The 14,075-nt window shown below is 66.9% G+C and carries 14 protein-coding genes and 1 pseudogene; 10 read left to right on the top strand and 5 right to left on the bottom strand.

Annotated features, from left to right (window positions below; genetic code table 11):
• Window positions 1-30: 30 nt before the first annotated feature.
• Together BTZ20_RS02885 and BTZ20_RS02880 are read left to right on the top strand one after the other, a co-directional pair.
• Window positions 31-474, top strand: coding sequence for a hypothetical protein (locus BTZ20_RS02885; RefSeq protein ID WP_077040311.1), 444 nt, complete (start codon window positions 31-33; stop codon window positions 472-474).
• A 193-nt stretch (window positions 475-667) separates the two neighbouring features.
• A pseudogene (locus BTZ20_RS02880) lies at window positions 668-2,265 on the top strand (MFS transporter).
• A gap of 1 nt (window position 2,266) precedes the next feature.
• Here the strand turns inward: BTZ20_RS02880 and BTZ20_RS02875 are convergent.
• On the bottom strand, window positions 2,267-2,929 hold the full coding sequence (locus BTZ20_RS02875) for a TetR/AcrR family transcriptional regulator (RefSeq protein ID WP_189636571.1): 663 nt from the start codon (window positions 2,927-2,929) through the stop codon (window positions 2,267-2,269).
• A gap of 307 nt (window positions 2,930-3,236) precedes the next feature.
• Between BTZ20_RS02875 and BTZ20_RS02870 the strand changes: the two genes are divergently transcribed.
• The gene (locus tag BTZ20_RS02870; protein WP_077043435.1) at window positions 3,237-4,844 is read left to right on the top strand and encodes an AMP-binding protein; all 1,608 of its coding nucleotides are present in this window, start codon (window positions 3,237-3,239) and stop codon (window positions 4,842-4,844) included.
• A gap of 82 nt (window positions 4,845-4,926) precedes the next feature.
• On the opposite strand, the gene BTZ20_RS02865 is transcribed toward BTZ20_RS02870, so the two are convergent.
• Window positions 4,927-5,961, bottom strand: coding sequence for an SMI1/KNR4 family protein (locus BTZ20_RS02865; protein WP_077040310.1), 1,035 nt, complete (start codon window positions 5,959-5,961; stop codon window positions 4,927-4,929).
• Window positions 5,962-5,997: 36 nt separating this feature from the next.
• On the opposite strand from BTZ20_RS02865, the gene BTZ20_RS02860 reads away from it, so the two are divergent.
• The 4 genes from BTZ20_RS02860 (at window position 5,998) to BTZ20_RS02845 (ending at window position 8,649) form a co-directional block, all read left to right on the top strand.
• On the top strand, window positions 5,998-6,372 hold the full coding sequence (locus BTZ20_RS02860) for a hypothetical protein (protein ID WP_077040309.1): 375 nt from the start codon (window positions 5,998-6,000) through the stop codon (window positions 6,370-6,372).
• Between the two features lie 116 nt (window positions 6,373-6,488).
• Window positions 6,489-7,115 carry a hypothetical protein gene (locus BTZ20_RS02855; protein WP_077040308.1) on the top strand — a complete coding sequence of 209 codons (627 nt, stop codon included), beginning with the start codon at window positions 6,489-6,491 and terminating at the stop codon, window positions 7,113-7,115.
• Window positions 7,115-7,864: a hypothetical protein gene (locus tag BTZ20_RS02850; protein ID WP_077040307.1), complete on the top strand. Its 750-nt coding sequence runs from the start codon at window positions 7,115-7,117 to the stop codon at window positions 7,862-7,864. Before BTZ20_RS02855 ends, BTZ20_RS02850 begins: the two co-directional genes overlap by 1 nt.
• Entirely contained in the window at window positions 7,798-8,649 is an 852-nt protein-coding gene (locus BTZ20_RS02845) for a hypothetical protein (RefSeq protein WP_077040306.1), read from the top strand. The genes BTZ20_RS02850 and BTZ20_RS02845 overlap by 67 nt, the downstream gene beginning before the upstream one ends.
• Window positions 8,650-8,755: 106 nt before the next feature.
• On the opposite strand, the gene BTZ20_RS28830 is transcribed toward BTZ20_RS02845, so the two are convergent.
• Window positions 8,756-8,890, bottom strand: a complete 135-nt coding sequence (locus BTZ20_RS28830; protein ID WP_257017466.1) for a hypothetical protein — start codon at window positions 8,888-8,890, stop codon at window positions 8,756-8,758.
• Window positions 8,891-9,081: 191 nt separating this feature from the next.
• Between BTZ20_RS28830 and BTZ20_RS02835 the strand changes: the two genes are divergently transcribed.
• Window positions 9,082-10,233 (top strand): acetyl-CoA C-acetyltransferase, encoded by a 1,152-nt coding sequence (locus BTZ20_RS02835; RefSeq protein ID WP_077040304.1) that lies wholly within the window; start codon window positions 9,082-9,084, stop codon window positions 10,231-10,233.
• A gap of 71 nt (window positions 10,234-10,304) precedes the next feature.
• Here the strand turns inward: BTZ20_RS02835 and BTZ20_RS02830 are convergent, their stop codons facing one another.
• Complete coding sequence (locus BTZ20_RS02830) at window positions 10,305-11,465, bottom strand: zinc-binding dehydrogenase (protein WP_077040303.1); 1,161 nt, start codon at window positions 11,463-11,465, stop codon at window positions 10,305-10,307.
• 228 nt (window positions 11,466-11,693) lie between these two features.
• Between BTZ20_RS02830 and BTZ20_RS02825 the strand changes: the two genes are divergently transcribed.
• The gene (locus BTZ20_RS02825; RefSeq protein ID WP_077043434.1) at window positions 11,694-12,239 is read left to right on the top strand and encodes a hypothetical protein; all 546 of its coding nucleotides are present in this window, start codon (window positions 11,694-11,696) and stop codon (window positions 12,237-12,239) included.
• A 53-nt stretch (window positions 12,240-12,292) separates the two neighbouring features.
• Here BTZ20_RS02825 and BTZ20_RS02820 read toward each other — a convergent pair whose 3' ends face one another.
• Entirely contained in the window at window positions 12,293-12,877 is a 585-nt protein-coding gene (locus BTZ20_RS02820) for a TetR/AcrR family transcriptional regulator (RefSeq protein WP_077040302.1), read from the bottom strand.
• Window positions 12,878-12,966: 89 nt separating this feature from the next.
• Here BTZ20_RS02820 and BTZ20_RS02815 point away from each other — a divergent pair, with 89 nt between their 5' ends.
• Window positions 12,967-14,004, top strand: a complete 1,038-nt coding sequence (locus tag BTZ20_RS02815) for a beta-ketoacyl-ACP synthase III (protein WP_077040301.1) — start codon at window positions 12,967-12,969, stop codon at window positions 14,002-14,004.
• Window positions 14,005-14,075: the final 71 nt, after the last annotated feature.

Genomic DNA, 14,075 nt, shown 5'->3' with positions numbered 1-14,075 from the left:
CAGCGCTGCCCACAAAACCGACCCACTGGTATGAAACTTTCGAGGATCGCCCGCGCCACCCCGCTCGCCGCGGCCGTCTGCGCAGCGGTGGTCACCTTGTCCGCGCCCTCGGCCGCAGCGGAGGTAGTCGACGTCACCGTCGTCCCCGGGCTCAGCGGGGGCCAGACGACGCCATACGGGGCCGGTTGCACTTACCTGGTCGTGGCCAGGACGGGCACCCTCGCCGAGCCCGGCGTGGGGATCGTCGACCTCAACCGCGCGTCGACCTTCTTCCCACACGAGCTGATCTGGGACACCGTCGACCCCTACTACGTCCCGCCTGTGGTGCTTGGTCACGCCTTCTCGCTCTGGACACCGACTGCGCCAGGAGAGCACGCCCTGATGGCCTACCAGACATCGGCGGGCGGACCGATCGAGACGGTCACCGTCAACCCGGGTACGCCGATCGGGCCCGGCTGCATCGTCGCGCCGTGATGGAATCGGCGACCCGGTTACCGACGAGGGCCGACCTTCCAGGCTCACCCAGCCCTTGTCGATGTTGGCCATCTATCTGACGGGGATTCGGTTGCTGCCCGGGCCGCAGTCGTCCCCGACATGCGATACTGCGGATCCCTGGCTCGTTCTTCAGACTGCTCGTCGACAGTGACTGCCGAGATGGTGGTGTCCGATGATAGAAGGCTCGACTGACAGCGGTGCCGAGCAGCTGGCAGGCAGCCAACGCGTGCTCGCCGTCCTGCTGGCAATGGCGATGTTCGTCCTGGTCGTCGACACGTCCCTGATGAACGTGTCGATCTCGTCGGTGGTTCGAGATCTCGACACGACTGTCAGCGGCGTCCAGGCGGCGATCGCCCTCGAGGCACTGGTGTCGGCGGCATTCATCCTGATCGGCAGCAAGGTCGGCGACCTGATCGGACGCAAACGTGCCTACGTGCTCGGCCTCCTCGGCTACGCCGTCGGTGCGTCGGCGATGGCCTTCGCGCAGAGCCTGACAGCGGTCGTCATCTTCTGGGCCGTGCTGGGTGGGATCGGCGCGTCACTCCTCCTGCCCGCCATGCAGTCCCTCATCCACGGCAACTTCGAAGGAGGCGCCCAGAAGAAGGTCTACGCCCTCGTCGGGGCGGCGGCCGCCATCGCCGCGGCGGTCGGACCGCTGCTCGGAGGTTTCATCACCACCTACCTGTCCTGGCGCATCGCGTTCGTACTCGAGGTCGTCATCATCGCCATCGTGCTGTCCGGCATCAAACTCGTCCAGGACGTGCCGTACACGGGATCTCGGGGCGTCGACACGATCGGGGCGACTCTCTCCGTACTGGGCATGGGCGGCATCGTGCTGGGAATCCTGGTGTGGCAGGAGGGCGGCGAAGCGGTGGCCGCTCTCCTCGTGATCGGTGCGACCGCGCTGACCGGACTGGCGTACTGGCTGGTGCGGCGCAAGCGACGGGGCGAAACAACCCTGCTGGACCCGGATCTGTTCCGGTCCAAGATCTTCAGGCTGGGGATCTCCCAGCAAATGCTGCAGCAGATAGCGCTGGGCGGCACGATGATTGCGCTGCCGATCTACCTGCAGATGGTGCTCGAGTACAACGCGATGCAGGCGGGTTTGTCCCTCGCCCCCCTCTCCCTCAGCATGTTCGCGGTGGCGGTGCTCGCGGGGAAGAAAGCGGGCGATCGACGCCCCAGCGGCATCATCCTGTGTGGATTCGTTCTGCTGACGATCGGGATCGCAGCGCTGATCCCGATCGTGCCCCGGGCGGAATTCGGCTGGGCCCTGGTGGTCCCCTGATCGTCGCGGGGTCGGGCTTGGGATTGTTGGTGTCGCAGCTCAACGACTACACGCTCGCCCCGATCTCGGATGAGCGGGTCAGCGAGGCCGCAGGCACCAACTCGGCGGCAGGGTCATTCGGGCTCTCGTTCGGGCTGGCGTTCGGCGGAGCCATTCTGCTGGCAACGCTGTCCATCGCGTTCACCTCGATGGCGCAATCGAGCACCGTACTCCCGCCTGCAGACCAGCAGCACGTGGCACAGGTGCTCGAGGACGATGCGGAGGTCATGAGCAACACCCAGCTCGAAGAATTGCTCGTCGACCAGCCCCAGGAGATTCAGGACGAGATCATCCGCATCAACACGGACGCACGACCCCTCGCCCTTCAACTAGCCTTGCTCGTTCCGATCCTGGCCGGTCTCCTCGGGCTGCTCAACTCGTTCCGCATGATTCGGATACCGGAGGCCCCGTCAACGGCCTCCGGCGGCACAGCTCCGGACTGACTCAGGAGGACAGGCCCGATCCATCGGCAGTGATGCTGCGCAGAAGCGCATCCGCCGCCGCTTCGAAATCGTTTGGCAGGTCGACGATCTCGGGACTGGTGACCCATTGGTTTCGCAGCCCGTCATTCAGGGCCATCAGCTGGAGGACGACCTGGCGGGGTTCGACCTCGGGTCGTAATTCCCCGCTCTCGACGCCGCGCTCGACGATGGGCACCAGATGCGAAATGATCCACGCCAGGTTGCCGCGCAGGCGCTCACCGGCGGGGTTCGACTCGAGCAACGCCTCGCCGCTGAGCACCGCGCGCAAGCGCACCAGCTCGGGCCGCTGAACACTGTTGCGGACAGAACGGGCCAGCTGACGGAAGAGGTCGTGCACCGTCTGCGGCAACTCGAAACCTTCTCCGACAAAAGCCTGCTCCCGCAGGTCGATCACCGCGTCGAAAAGCTCCCGCTTGGTCCGGAAGTGGTGAAGCACGCCTGCGTCACTGACGCCCGCGCCTGCGGCGATCCGAGCCAGAGACGAGCCCGCGTAGCCGAATCGCGAAAAGTGGTCGACCGCGACGTCGAGTATCCGATCCCGCCTGGCCTCACCGGGCAGGTAGTGGCGCTGGGGACGTGCTCGACGACGCGCGGAGCCGGCCGAGTCCGCACCCTCACTACTCACTGATCGCCCACCCGCATCGTCGCCGCCAGAAATTGACACCGAGGACTAGCCCCCGCCAAGGCCTCAAGAGTAGACCAAACGACGCGTCGGGCCAGGTCAGAGGGTTCGACTGGTAGGTCGGGAGTTGGCTCGTCCTGATTCGCGCGGACCGAGCTCCGCCGCCGGCACCAGTACCGGCAGCTCGCTGTTCGGCAGCCGAACCACCGAAAATGCACCAATCGATTCGTTTCCCCCAGGTGGGATGGAACGTGTTCTAGGTTCGGGTCATCGCCCTCGACATCGCGGACCGGCCATGAAAGGAATGAAGATGCAGTTCAACCTCGCGGACGTTTTCGAGACGGTCGCCAGCGCAGTACCCGATCGCATTGCCTTGACCTACGAGGGCGAGAACCTCTCCTACACCCAGCTGGACGCAGAGGCCAACAGGACCGCCCACCTGCTCGCCCAGGCCGGCGTCACCCGGGGCGACCACGTGGCGTTGTTCCTGAAGAACGGCATCGAGCACGTCACGTCCATCCTGGGGTTGATCAAGATCCGCGCGGTGCCGATCAACGTCAACTACCGGTACACGCCCGCCGAGCTCGAGTACATCTTCACCAACTCCGACTCGGCCGCGGTGGTCGTCGAACTCCCCGAGCATCAGCGCACCCTCGCCGCCCTCCTCGATGCTTGCCCGATGATCCGGACGGTGTTCGTGGTCGGCGAGATCGCCGACGAGCTGCTCACCGCCGCGAATGCGCGCACAGTTTCCGTGGTCTCCTTCGCCGAGTCTCGCGAGCTGTCGCCCACGGCAGATTTCGACTCCCGCACGGGCGATGACCTGTACCTGCTCTACACGGGAGGAACCACCGGATACCCCAAGGGCGTCATGTGGCGGCACGACGACTTCTTCCGCAAGCCGCTCTCCGGCGGGAACCCGTACGGCGAGGGCACGCGCCAGGACCTCGCCGAGATTGCGAGCGCTGCAAAGGAATTCCCCGAACTTTCCTTCCTCATCGCCGCACCCCTGATGCACGGCGCCGCACTGTACTCACTGTTCACCTTCTTCACCCTCGGTGCTCGCGTGGTCCTCAGGCGGGACTTCGACCCGCAGAAGGTCGTCGAATCGATCGAGAAGGACTCGGTCCAGGTGATCCTCATCGTCGGCGACGGCATGGGGCTACCGTTGGTCGACGAGATGGAACGACGCAAGGGCGAGGTCGACCTCAGCTCCCTGTTCTCGATCACCTCCGGCGGCGCGATCTGGTCCACCAGCGTGCGGGACCGCATGCTGGCGGTCAAGCCAGACCTGCTGTTGCGGGACAACTTCGGCGCCTCGGAGTCCGGGAACGACGGCGCCTTCACCATCGACGAGGCCGGCAATCTGCGAATGCCGCCCTCGCCGAACATGATCCTGGTCGACGAGCGGCTCAACGAGATCCCGGCCGGCTCCGACGAGATCGGCTACATCGCCCGCATCGGCAACGTCCCCCTCGGCTATTACAAGGACGAGGAGAAGACCGCCCGGACGTTCCCGACTCGCGCCGACGGCACCCGCCTGTCGGTGCTCGGCGACATGGGCACGGTGGAAGCGGACGGCACCATCGTCTTCCTCGGCCGCGGCTCGCAGTGCATCAACACAGGCGGCGAGAAGGTCTTCGCCGAAGAGGTCGAAGCCGCCCTGCACGCGCACCCGTCGATCGCCGACGCGCTGGTCGTGCCCGCACCCGACGAACGCATGGGCCAACAGGTGGCCGCGGTCATCGCGACCTATCCCGGATCGCCCGAACTGACCCTCGACGAGGTTCAGGAGCACTGCCGCAAGACGTTGGCCGGCTACAAGGTCCCGCGTTCGATCGTGCAGGTGGACGAGGTCAAGCGAACCCCAGCCGGCAAGGCGGACTATCGCTGGGCGACGGCAATGGCGACCTCCTAGTCGCACACGATCCGATCCACGCTCGAGCACCGTCGCCCGAGCGTGGATCGGATCACCGTGACCGTCCGCCGACGTCGGCCGCTCAGCGAATCCCGCCGGTCGCACGCAGAACCCTCAGCAGCTGTGTCGCATACTCCGGATCGAACCGGTACCCGCCGTCGGCGGCGACGAGGTTCCCGCGTTCGACCTTCGCCTCCCACCAGTCCCGCAGGAACCCTTCCGCGTATCCGCCCGTGCAGAAACCGTATGGGTCGGCCACGAACGACGTGGTGACCATGAGGGTGTAGCAGGGCCGCTCATAGTCGTCCTGCCCCTCGGCCCGGTTCACGAAGTCCTCGAACGATGACGCGGCGGCCAGGTGCGAGTACAGCCAGAACATGACGTCGTACATCAGCCACGAGTCGCCGTCCGCGTGGAGCGCGAAGAACCCCTTCTCCGTCACGATCCGCTCGGCGAGGCCGCGGACCAGTGCCTCGCCATCCCGCAGTCCCGCCGCCTCCAGGGCGCGGCGGACGATCGGCGAGAACGTGCCGTGCCGCACCACCGCGAGATCGGCCTGCAGCGTCTCCTCGCTGTCGTCGAACTCGTCCTCGCTCACCAGGCCCCGGACGAAGGACGCGAAGTCGGGCGCGACCACGGTGATGCGGTAGTCGCCCTCCTGGTCGACGTGCACGACCCGAGGCTCACCGTGAGGGCCGCACGCACGGTAGTCGAGCACGATCTGCTCATGCCCGGCGCTCGGGGTGTCGGCGATACCGACGCCGATGTCCGGGTAGCCCCACTCATCCCGCATGAACGTCGAGCCGAGCTCCCCGCACAGCGACCAGGTGGCGGTACGGCCGATCGCATACAGACCGCTGATCTGGATGTAGTCCTCGGCCCAGCTCGTCGACTCGTCCATCGGGTGGCACGGTCGCTCGACCATGCCGCCGTTGTGCATCCGCATCAATTCCACGTAGGAGTCCGGGAGCCGATACCCGCCCAGCTCCTCCTCGAGCGACGCGATCAGCTCATCGGTCGGTGCGGGCTCGACGTAGTTCTCCCGCGAGTAGTCGCCGTCGTCCCAGAAGCCCTCGAAGTCGACGCCGTCGAAGTGGCCGGTGGTGCGCACACTCACTGCCCTGTCCTTTCCTCCGGATGCGACGATCGAACCATGAAGCGCCCACCACCGGAATTCGACGGATTCGCTCAGCTGGACTCGGCCGAGCCGACCCTCGTTGCGGCGCACCTGTTCGTGCGAGCCTTCGGCGCGAAGAACACGAGCGCCGCCGGCGCGAGACTGAAGTGGTATCCGATCATCACGGAGCTGGCGCGCCTGGCCGGGTGCGAGTCCGAATTCAGACTCTTCGGCGGCGGCGAGAGATCCGACGCGATCGGCGCCATCGCCACGGAGTGCATCCTGCTCTGGGAGTCCGGGTTGCTCGCGGCACGCCGAAACGAGGACGTTCTGCTGCTCCGAGCCGGGGCCACGGCACTCTCCTCCCCCGATCCGGTTCGGACCGTGTGGCAGAGGGTCACGACGGCCTGATCCGCGCACCGGGCTGACTGGGCGTAACCCAGTTTCACAGTTACAGGGTGACAACTGACGTCAATGTGTAACACTCCTTCGGGATTTCTGATGGTCTCGGGGGAGAGGGTTTGCGAATGACCGAGCACGCCAAGATGGCGCTCGAACTGCTGCGCGACAGCAGCCAATTCAAGTGGTACGTGATTCCGCTGCTGCTGCTGGTCATCTACGTGTATGCCACGGAAGTGGAGCGCCGGAACTGGAACGTCTTCTTTGCCGGGCTCGCGCTGTGGGGCATGGACCTGTTCAACGAGATCTGGAACTCGCTGGTCTTCCACGCCACGGGCCGCGCGCCGGTATGGGCCGCGACCGGACCGACTGCCTACCAGCTGCTCATCGGCCTGAACATCGAGATCTGCTTCATGTTCGCCGTCATGGGCGTCGCGGCGGCGAAAATGCTGCCGCCCAAGGAGACCCGAATCTTCGGCCTCCCCAACCGGCCGATCCTCATCGCGATCAACTCCGCCGCTGCCGTGGGCGTCGAGGTGGTCCTGAACAAGATGGGCGTGCTGACCTGGGACTGGTCGTGGTGGCAGCCGGGCTTCCCCTACCTCATCTGGCTGATCGGCTACGTACCGTTCTTCGCCGTCTGCTTCTGGGTCCACGACATGGCGACCGTGCGCGCCAAGGCCATCACCGTCGGCACGATCTTCAGCATCAACGCCCTCGCCCTCATCATCTTCGGAACCCTGGGCTGGGTGTGATGAAGCGAATTACCAAGCGAGGCGCCCTCGTCGCGGTTGCCGGAATCGTCTTCACGGGTCTCACGGTGCATCCCGGCGCGACGGCCGACCCGGCCGGATGCGTGCTGGTGGGCACGGTGGGCACACCCGAAATCGGTGCGGACCCGAGCACCGCGGGGCTGGAGGCCTTCTCGCCCGCCACCGCGGCACTCCCCGATCAGATCCATTTCCGCACCTCGACCGAGACCTTCAACCGCCGGTGGTCCTTCACCGCGCGCGACGGCGGCATCTATGTGAAGGAGGCCGCCGCGCAGGGCGGTTGGCGCTCCATGCCGCTGCCCGGATGCCTGGCGGGCAAGGTCGTCGGGGTCTCCGCGGATGATGACGAGGTGCTCGCGGTGGACCGCGACGGCCGCTTCTACACCCTCGACCACGCCCTGAGGGCCCCCAAGGACTGGAACTGGAGCACCCGCTACGGCACCCCGCTCTGGACCGGCCCCGGAAACACCCTCCCCCGGGCACGCTCGACTGGACCTGGTCGGTTCTGTCCGCGAACGAAGACCATGTCTGGCGCGACGCCGTGGGCAACAACCACCCCGTGGGCCTGGCCAAGGTCTCCCACGTCTTCGCACTCACCGACGGCGGCACCCGCATTCGGTACGTGGACCCCTGGCTCCCGGTCGATCACAGCTACGAAGTCGGCATGCCCGCCGGTGGCCGCTTCCGCGCGGTCGCCCTCTCCACCAGCGGCTCGACCTCTCTCGTGGTGAATCGCCATGGCGACCTCTACACCCGGCTCTACGACTTCGACATCTCCGGCGCGGACAAGGTCTTCTTCCGCTACTCCTACGAGGACCAGCCGGGCCTACGCGAGGCCGCCGACATGCTCAGCGAGCGCATCGACGTCGGCACCGCCGCCATTTCGCTCCCCGCCCCCGACTGGCTGCGCCAACCGAAGGTCCCCGGCGAGATCACCGACCGCATCTCGATCCACAAGACCGGCGTCGGTTCCGACGCCCGTGAACTCCGCGTCGAGGGCGCCAGCGGCGGCCGAACCGGCTATTGGACAAAGCAACTCACCGCGGACAAGTGGACCTTCGTCGCCACCGACGTGCCTCTGAGCGGGGAGCGTCTGGCCAATACCGCCGACGACCGCAGCGTCGACCCGTCCGTACCGACCTCGCCGTACAGCTACGCGGGCCGCTCCCCCGCGGGCTGGACCGCCACCGTCGGATCGTTCGACGTCGCGAGCTCTCGCACGCCGCTGCGCCTGGACTTCGGCAATGGCGTCGGACTCGACCTGATCCTCCACACCGTCGACGCGCTCAGGCAGACACCGCAACCGGCAGGCATCACCGGGCAGGCCCGTCACTTCGACGGCACCATCGAGGTACCGCCGGATGCCCTCAATTCCAATGCCGCCCAGCACGGTCCGATCCGCGACTTCCTCACAGGCGCACTTGGCGGTCGGCGCTTCACCGACACGGGTGTCGACGTCACCGATCGCGACCTCCGCATCGACGGGCTCGGAGTCACGCTCGCACGCACACCCTAGGGACCGGATGTGCCCTGGGGTGCGGCGATTGCCGGACCGGACGGCCGTCGCGATCGCCTCCGACGAGGCAGCCGGCGGCGGCCGTCCTGTCCAACCAGTCGATCGGTCAGATCACTCCTCCACCGAACAGCACGCTCACCAGTCCGCCGACGACGAACGTCACGACGTAGAGCGGCCCCCGGATCGGGTCTCCAGCGTTTGCTCCCTCGCGAAGCCACTCCATGATTTCAAGCGAACCCATGTCCCCACTCCTCATTTCGCGCTGACAGGTACTCCACGTCGGTAACGCCTCCCCTCCCGCGAGCATTCCCGGTGCGCAGCCGCGGGTCGATCTCCACCGGTCACCCCCTCGACCTAGCCGCCCGCGATAGGGTGCAATCATCTAACTGATTGACACATGCCCGAAGCGACCGAGGAAACGAGGAACCCGCGATGGCCGAGGCCTATATCGTCGACGCAGTTCGCACCGCAGTCGGCAGGAAGAACGGCGCGTTGTCCGCCGTCCACCCGATCGATCTGGGCGCGAGCGTGATCCGATCGCTCACGGACCGGAACCCGATCGACCCCGCGGCCATCGACGACGTGATGTTCGGCTGCGTCGACACCATCGGCGGCCAGGCAGGCAACATCGCACGCACGTCGGCACTGGCCGCCGGACTGCCGGAGGGCGTCCCTGGCGTGACGGTCGATCGCCAATGCGGATCCAGCCAGCAGGCACTGCATTTCGCCGCCCAGGCGGTGCTGAGCGGAACGGCGGACCTGATCGTTGCGGGCGGCGTGCAGAGCATGAGCCGGATCCCGATCTCCGCAGCCATGACTGCAGGCCGGGAGTTCGGTTTCGACGACCCCTATTCGGGCTCCGAAGACTGGCGCCGCCGCTACGGCAACACGGAGATCTCCCAGTTCCGGGCCGCCGAGCTGATTGCCGAGAAGTGGGGCATCAGCCGCCTGGAGATGGAGCAGTGGGCGTTGCGCAGCCACCAGCGCGCACGGGATGCGATCGCGGGCGGACGATTCGACGGCGAGATCGTCCCGGTCGGCTCGTTCGAGGTGGACGAGTGCCCCCGCGACACGAGTCTGGCGAAGATGGCTGCGCTGCCACCACTCCGAGAGGGTGGGCGCCTGACCGCGGCACTCGCGAGCCAGATTTCCGACGGCGCCAGCGCCGTACTCGTCGCGTCCGCGGCAGCGCTCAAGACACACAACCTGGTGCCGCGCGCAAGAATCCACCACCTGAGCGCACGCGGCGCCGACCCGGTCTTCATGCTCACCGCTCCGATCCCGGCCACCGAGTACGCGCTCGGGAAGACGGGCATGAGCATCGACGACTTCGACGTGATCGAGATCAACGAGGCATTCGCCTCGGTCGTCCTCGCCTGGCTCGCCGAGACCGGCGCAGACCCGGAGCGCGTCAACGTCAACGGCGGCGGCATCGCGCTCGGGCATCCACTCGGCGCCACCGGCACCAAGCTGTTCGGAACGCTCCTGAACGAACTCGAGCGCACGGGTGGACGATACGGGCTTCAGACGATGTGCGAGGGCGGCGGCACCGCGAACGTCCTCATCGTCGAGCGCCTCGGTTGAGCGTCATCCACCTGCGCTGCGGATCCCTCCCGCCAATCATCGGATGCGCGCCAGAGGGTGCGCGCCCCCGACTACGGCGTGACGGCTTGGCTTTTCGGGTCGATCAGGATCTTCGCGTGCTCCTCGGGGTTGCCGAGCGCCGCGAACGCGTTCTCGACCCCGGCCAACCCGACCGTCCCGGTGATCAGCGGTGACGGGTCAACCTTGCCGTCGGCGATCATGTGAAGCACGTGATGGAATTCCCCCGGGTCATAACCCAGTACGAATCGAAGGTCGATCTCCTTGTTGATCGCCATCGCCGGCCGGATTCGATCGACCTCCATGCACACCCCGACCACGACGACACGCGAGAGCAGCGGGGCGCTTGCCAGAATCTGGTCAATCACTCCTGGCAGACCGACACACTCGAAGACGATCGGGCCGGACGGCATCGCGCCGACCGCGTCGGCGAGCCGGAAGACATGCCACCACGGCAGTTTCGGCACCTTCTGTAGCCGCTCCATCGTGCCGATACCCAGATCGAGGAGGTCGGGGACCCGGACGAACTCGTTCCGCTGGGTGTACGAGGTCCATGGAGATTGCGTCGCGGGGTCGACCACGACGTCGGCTCCGCACTGCGCGGCCAGCCTTCGCCGGCTGGGCGAGAAGTCACTGGCCACCACGGTGCGAACTCCCGACGCCTTGAGCATGCTGATCACCGCCAGGCCGATCGGTCCACAGCCGATGACGATAGCGGTCTGCCGCTTGCCGACCTCGCCCCTGCGTACCGCGTGCCAGGCCACCGCCATCGGCTCGGTGAGGGCCGCCTTCTCGGCCGACAGGCCGTTCGGCACCGCCATCATCACCGCCTCCTGGACGACGACCTGTTCCGAATAGCCTCCTGGAGCCGCGGCAGAGAGCCCGGTCAGGTGAATGCTGGAGTTCTGGCGGATGATCGGCATGGCGACCACCCGGGTCCCGACCGGCCAACGCTTCCGGCAGCCAGGCCCGTACTCCACGATCTCTCCGCAGAATTCATGGCCAAGAACGACATCCTGATGCGGGCGCATGAACCCGTCGTAGCCGGACTCGGCGGCCAGATCCGCCATCTGGTCACAATGGACGCGCGCATGCAGGTCCGAGCCGCAGATCCCACACCGCAGCACGTCGATGAGCACCTGCCCCGCCTTCGGTGTTGGCGCCGAAACCTCGGCCACCCTCAGCTGTGCGTTGGTACAGAGAACGGCCTTCATCGTCAACTCCTCCGTCGAAGCTGCGGACACGATAGCGGTGGATCACCCCCCTGACTCAGGTGATCACTCCCAGGTAAACCTCAACCGCGTGGGCGCCAGGGATTGCCGAATTCCGTTGTGTGAGTATGGTCCAGGTTGCACGATTTGTAACGAATTCTGTTGCGCAACCGAAATGAAGGGTGCGACGGACGTCTCGGTTCGCGCATTCTCGGATCAAGGGGAGTGATCATGAGCAATCAATCGGTGCGGCGTGGGTGCGCTGCGACCCTCGCTGCTGTCGGACTGGGTATCGCGGTGGCGACCGGCGGGGGCGCTGTCGCGAACGCTCAGCCCGCGCCGCCGACGTCGACGACCATGACGTGCGGGAGCGCGAACCCGCTCTTCTGGGCGCCGTCGTTCACCTGGACCGTCCATGCCTCGTCGGGAGAGTCGCTCCGACCCGGCGGATCCGCGCTGGAGCCGGCAATCCTGCTGAGCGGCGGGAACGAACTGCCCGCGCCGCCCCCCGGTCTCCTGCCGAGCATCGGAGTCAACTGGTACGGCACACGGGTGCTGGTCGACTGGACCAACACGACGACGGGAGCCACCGGCCACAGCGTCAGCGACGAGACAGCCCTGCAGCAGAAGCCCGGAATCCCGATCAACCGGACCTGGACGGGAGTCGGAGCGGTCGATTTCACCGTGACCGTCGAGACCGGTGGGGGATGGCGGTTCATCAATACCCAGAAGGCCGTCTGCAAGGGCACGATCTCGGTAGTGCCCGGGCGGGGATAGCTTCTGACCGTCCGGTTGGCGGCGTGCCGCCAACCGGACGGCACCACCGGCGCTCATCTGAGCGTGAGGTGATGTCCCATCAGGACGCCGAGCTGGGCGCGTGCATCGACGAAGGGCTGACTCGACTCGAGCGCGCGGCTCTGCACGATGGCGCCCTCGATCACCGACAGCAGCAGCCCCGCCATCGAGCGCGCGGCCGTTTCCTCGATGCCGGCCGCGACCATCCCGTCGGCGAGCCGGGAGGTCCAATCGGTGAACGCCTGACCCGCGGCGGCCTGCACCGCCGGGTTCTGCTCGTCCAGCGCGGCGGCCATCATGAACGAGCCCAGCCGGTACTCGCTGGACTCGAGCGGCTCGCGCCAGAATGCGAACAGCTCGTCCAGCCACTGCTCCACCGACGGCGCGCTCGCCAGCTTCTCCGCCATGACGCTCACGTGGGAATGCACCACTCTCGACACGATCCGTGTCGCCGTCTCCACGAGCTGGCCCTTGCCGGCCGGGAAGTGTTGATACAGCGAATTGCGCGACGCATTGCTGCGTTTTAGCAGCTCGGTCAGCCCAGCCGCGTTCACCCCGAGCTCCTGCACCGTGGCGATGGTGCTCGAGAGGAGTCGAGCTCGCGGTCGTGCCGTGGTCATGCGAATCCTCCCGCGCTTGTGTGAACCGATCGGTTCATGTTAGATGATCTCAACTATATGGACCGATCGGTTCACATGGAGAGGATGCTGTGCCCGCCCCCATCGCCACCGCCAATCCCGTCACGCACACGGCCCTGCTGGGCCTCGGCGCGTACCGACCCCGACGCGTCGTCCCCAACGCCGAGATCGTGGACGCCATCAACTCCAGCGACGAATGGATCCAGACCCGCTCCGGCATCAAGTCCCGAGGCTGGGCCGACCTCGACGAGACCATCGTCTCGATGAGCGTCGCGGCATCCCGCGACGCGCTCGCCGCCGCGGGCCTCGAGGCCGGGCAGATCGACGCCGTGGTGCTGGCGACGTCCTCACAGATGGTGCTGGGACCGTCGGCGGGCGCTGTGGTGGCCACGGAGCTCGGCATGCACGACACCGCGGCCTACGACATCTCCGCCGGGTGCGCGGGCTTCTGCTACGCGCTCGGCAACGCCGCGAGCCTCGTCCGCGCCGGGCAGGCCCGCCACGTCCTGGTGATCGGCGTCGAACGACTGTCCGACCTTCTCGATCCGACCGACCGGACCTGCGCGTTCATCTTCGCCGACGGCGCGGGCGCGGTCGTGGTCGGTCCCGCCGACGCAGAGGGAATCGGTCCGGTCGCCTGGGGTTCGGACGGAACCCAGACCGAAGCGATCAAGCAGGACAAGGACTTCAAGCAGTACTTCGCCGAGGTCGCGGCCGCAGAAGCCAGCGGCGGCACCACGGAGCGGCCCTACATCCGGATGAACGGTTCGGCGGTGTTCCGGTGGGCGGTGACCTTCCTGGAGAAGGCGTGCCGCGACGCCCTGGAGAAATCCGGGATCACGGCGGGCGACCTGGACGCCTTCGTGCCGCACCAGGCCAACAGCCGCATCACCGACGCGCTGATCCGGACCCTCGGACTGCCCGAGACAGTCGCGGTCGCCCGCGACATCGTCGAGACCGGCAACACCAGCGCGGCATCGATTCCGATGGCCATGGAACAGCTGCTCCGTTCCGGCGGCGCCAAGCCCGGCGACACCGCGTTGCTGCTCGGCTTCGGCGCCGGGCTGGCCTACGCCGGCCAGGTCGTCCGGCTGCCCGCGATCGTCTGAGTCACCGGGCCTGGCGGGGCCGCGTCAGCGCGGTACCCGCCAGGTCACGTGGTATCCGGACCAGGATCCGC

It is taken from the genome of Rhodococcus sp. MTM3W5.2 (assembly GCF_001984015.1).
GTDB classification, from domain to species: domain Bacteria; phylum Actinomycetota; class Actinomycetes; order Mycobacteriales; family Mycobacteriaceae; genus Rhodococcus_G; species Rhodococcus_G oryzae.
The sequence above is the reverse complement of the archived record's forward strand: the minus strand, read 5'-3'. Positions and strand labels throughout refer to the sequence as shown.

What these genes read in the sequence shown, in the direction of transcription:
- BTZ20_RS02885 (WP_077040311.1), top strand. Translation starts at nt 31, where the DNA reads ATGAAACTTTCGAGGATCGCCCGCGCCACCCCGCTCGCCGCGGCCGTC.
- BTZ20_RS02870 (WP_077043435.1), top strand. Translation starts at nt 3,237, where the DNA reads ATGCAGTTCAACCTCGCGGACGTTTTCGAGACGGTCGCCAGCGCAGTA.
- BTZ20_RS02860 (WP_077040309.1), top strand. Translation starts at nt 5,998, where the DNA reads ATGAAGCGCCCACCACCGGAATTCGACGGATTCGCTCAGCTGGACTCG.
- BTZ20_RS02855 (WP_077040308.1), top strand. Translation starts at nt 6,489, where the DNA reads ATGACCGAGCACGCCAAGATGGCGCTCGAACTGCTGCGCGACAGCAGC.
- BTZ20_RS02850 (WP_077040307.1), top strand. Translation starts at nt 7,115, where the DNA reads ATGAAGCGAATTACCAAGCGAGGCGCCCTCGTCGCGGTTGCCGGAATC.
- BTZ20_RS02845 (WP_077040306.1), top strand. Translation starts at nt 7,798, where the DNA reads ATGCCCGCCGGTGGCCGCTTCCGCGCGGTCGCCCTCTCCACCAGCGGC.
- BTZ20_RS28830 (WP_257017466.1), bottom strand. Translation starts at nt 8,890, where the DNA reads ATGGGTTCGCTTGAAATCATGGAGTGGCTTCGCGAGGGAGCAAACGCT.
- BTZ20_RS02835 (WP_077040304.1), top strand. Translation starts at nt 9,082, where the DNA reads ATGGCCGAGGCCTATATCGTCGACGCAGTTCGCACCGCAGTCGGCAGG.
- BTZ20_RS02830 (WP_077040303.1), bottom strand. Translation starts at nt 11,465, where the DNA reads ATGAAGGCCGTTCTCTGTACCAACGCACAGCTGAGGGTGGCCGAGGTT.
- BTZ20_RS02825 (WP_077043434.1), top strand. Translation starts at nt 11,694, where the DNA reads ATGAGCAATCAATCGGTGCGGCGTGGGTGCGCTGCGACCCTCGCTGCT.
- BTZ20_RS02820 (WP_077040302.1), bottom strand. Translation starts at nt 12,877, where the DNA reads ATGACCACGGCACGACCGCGAGCTCGACTCCTCTCGAGCACCATCGCC.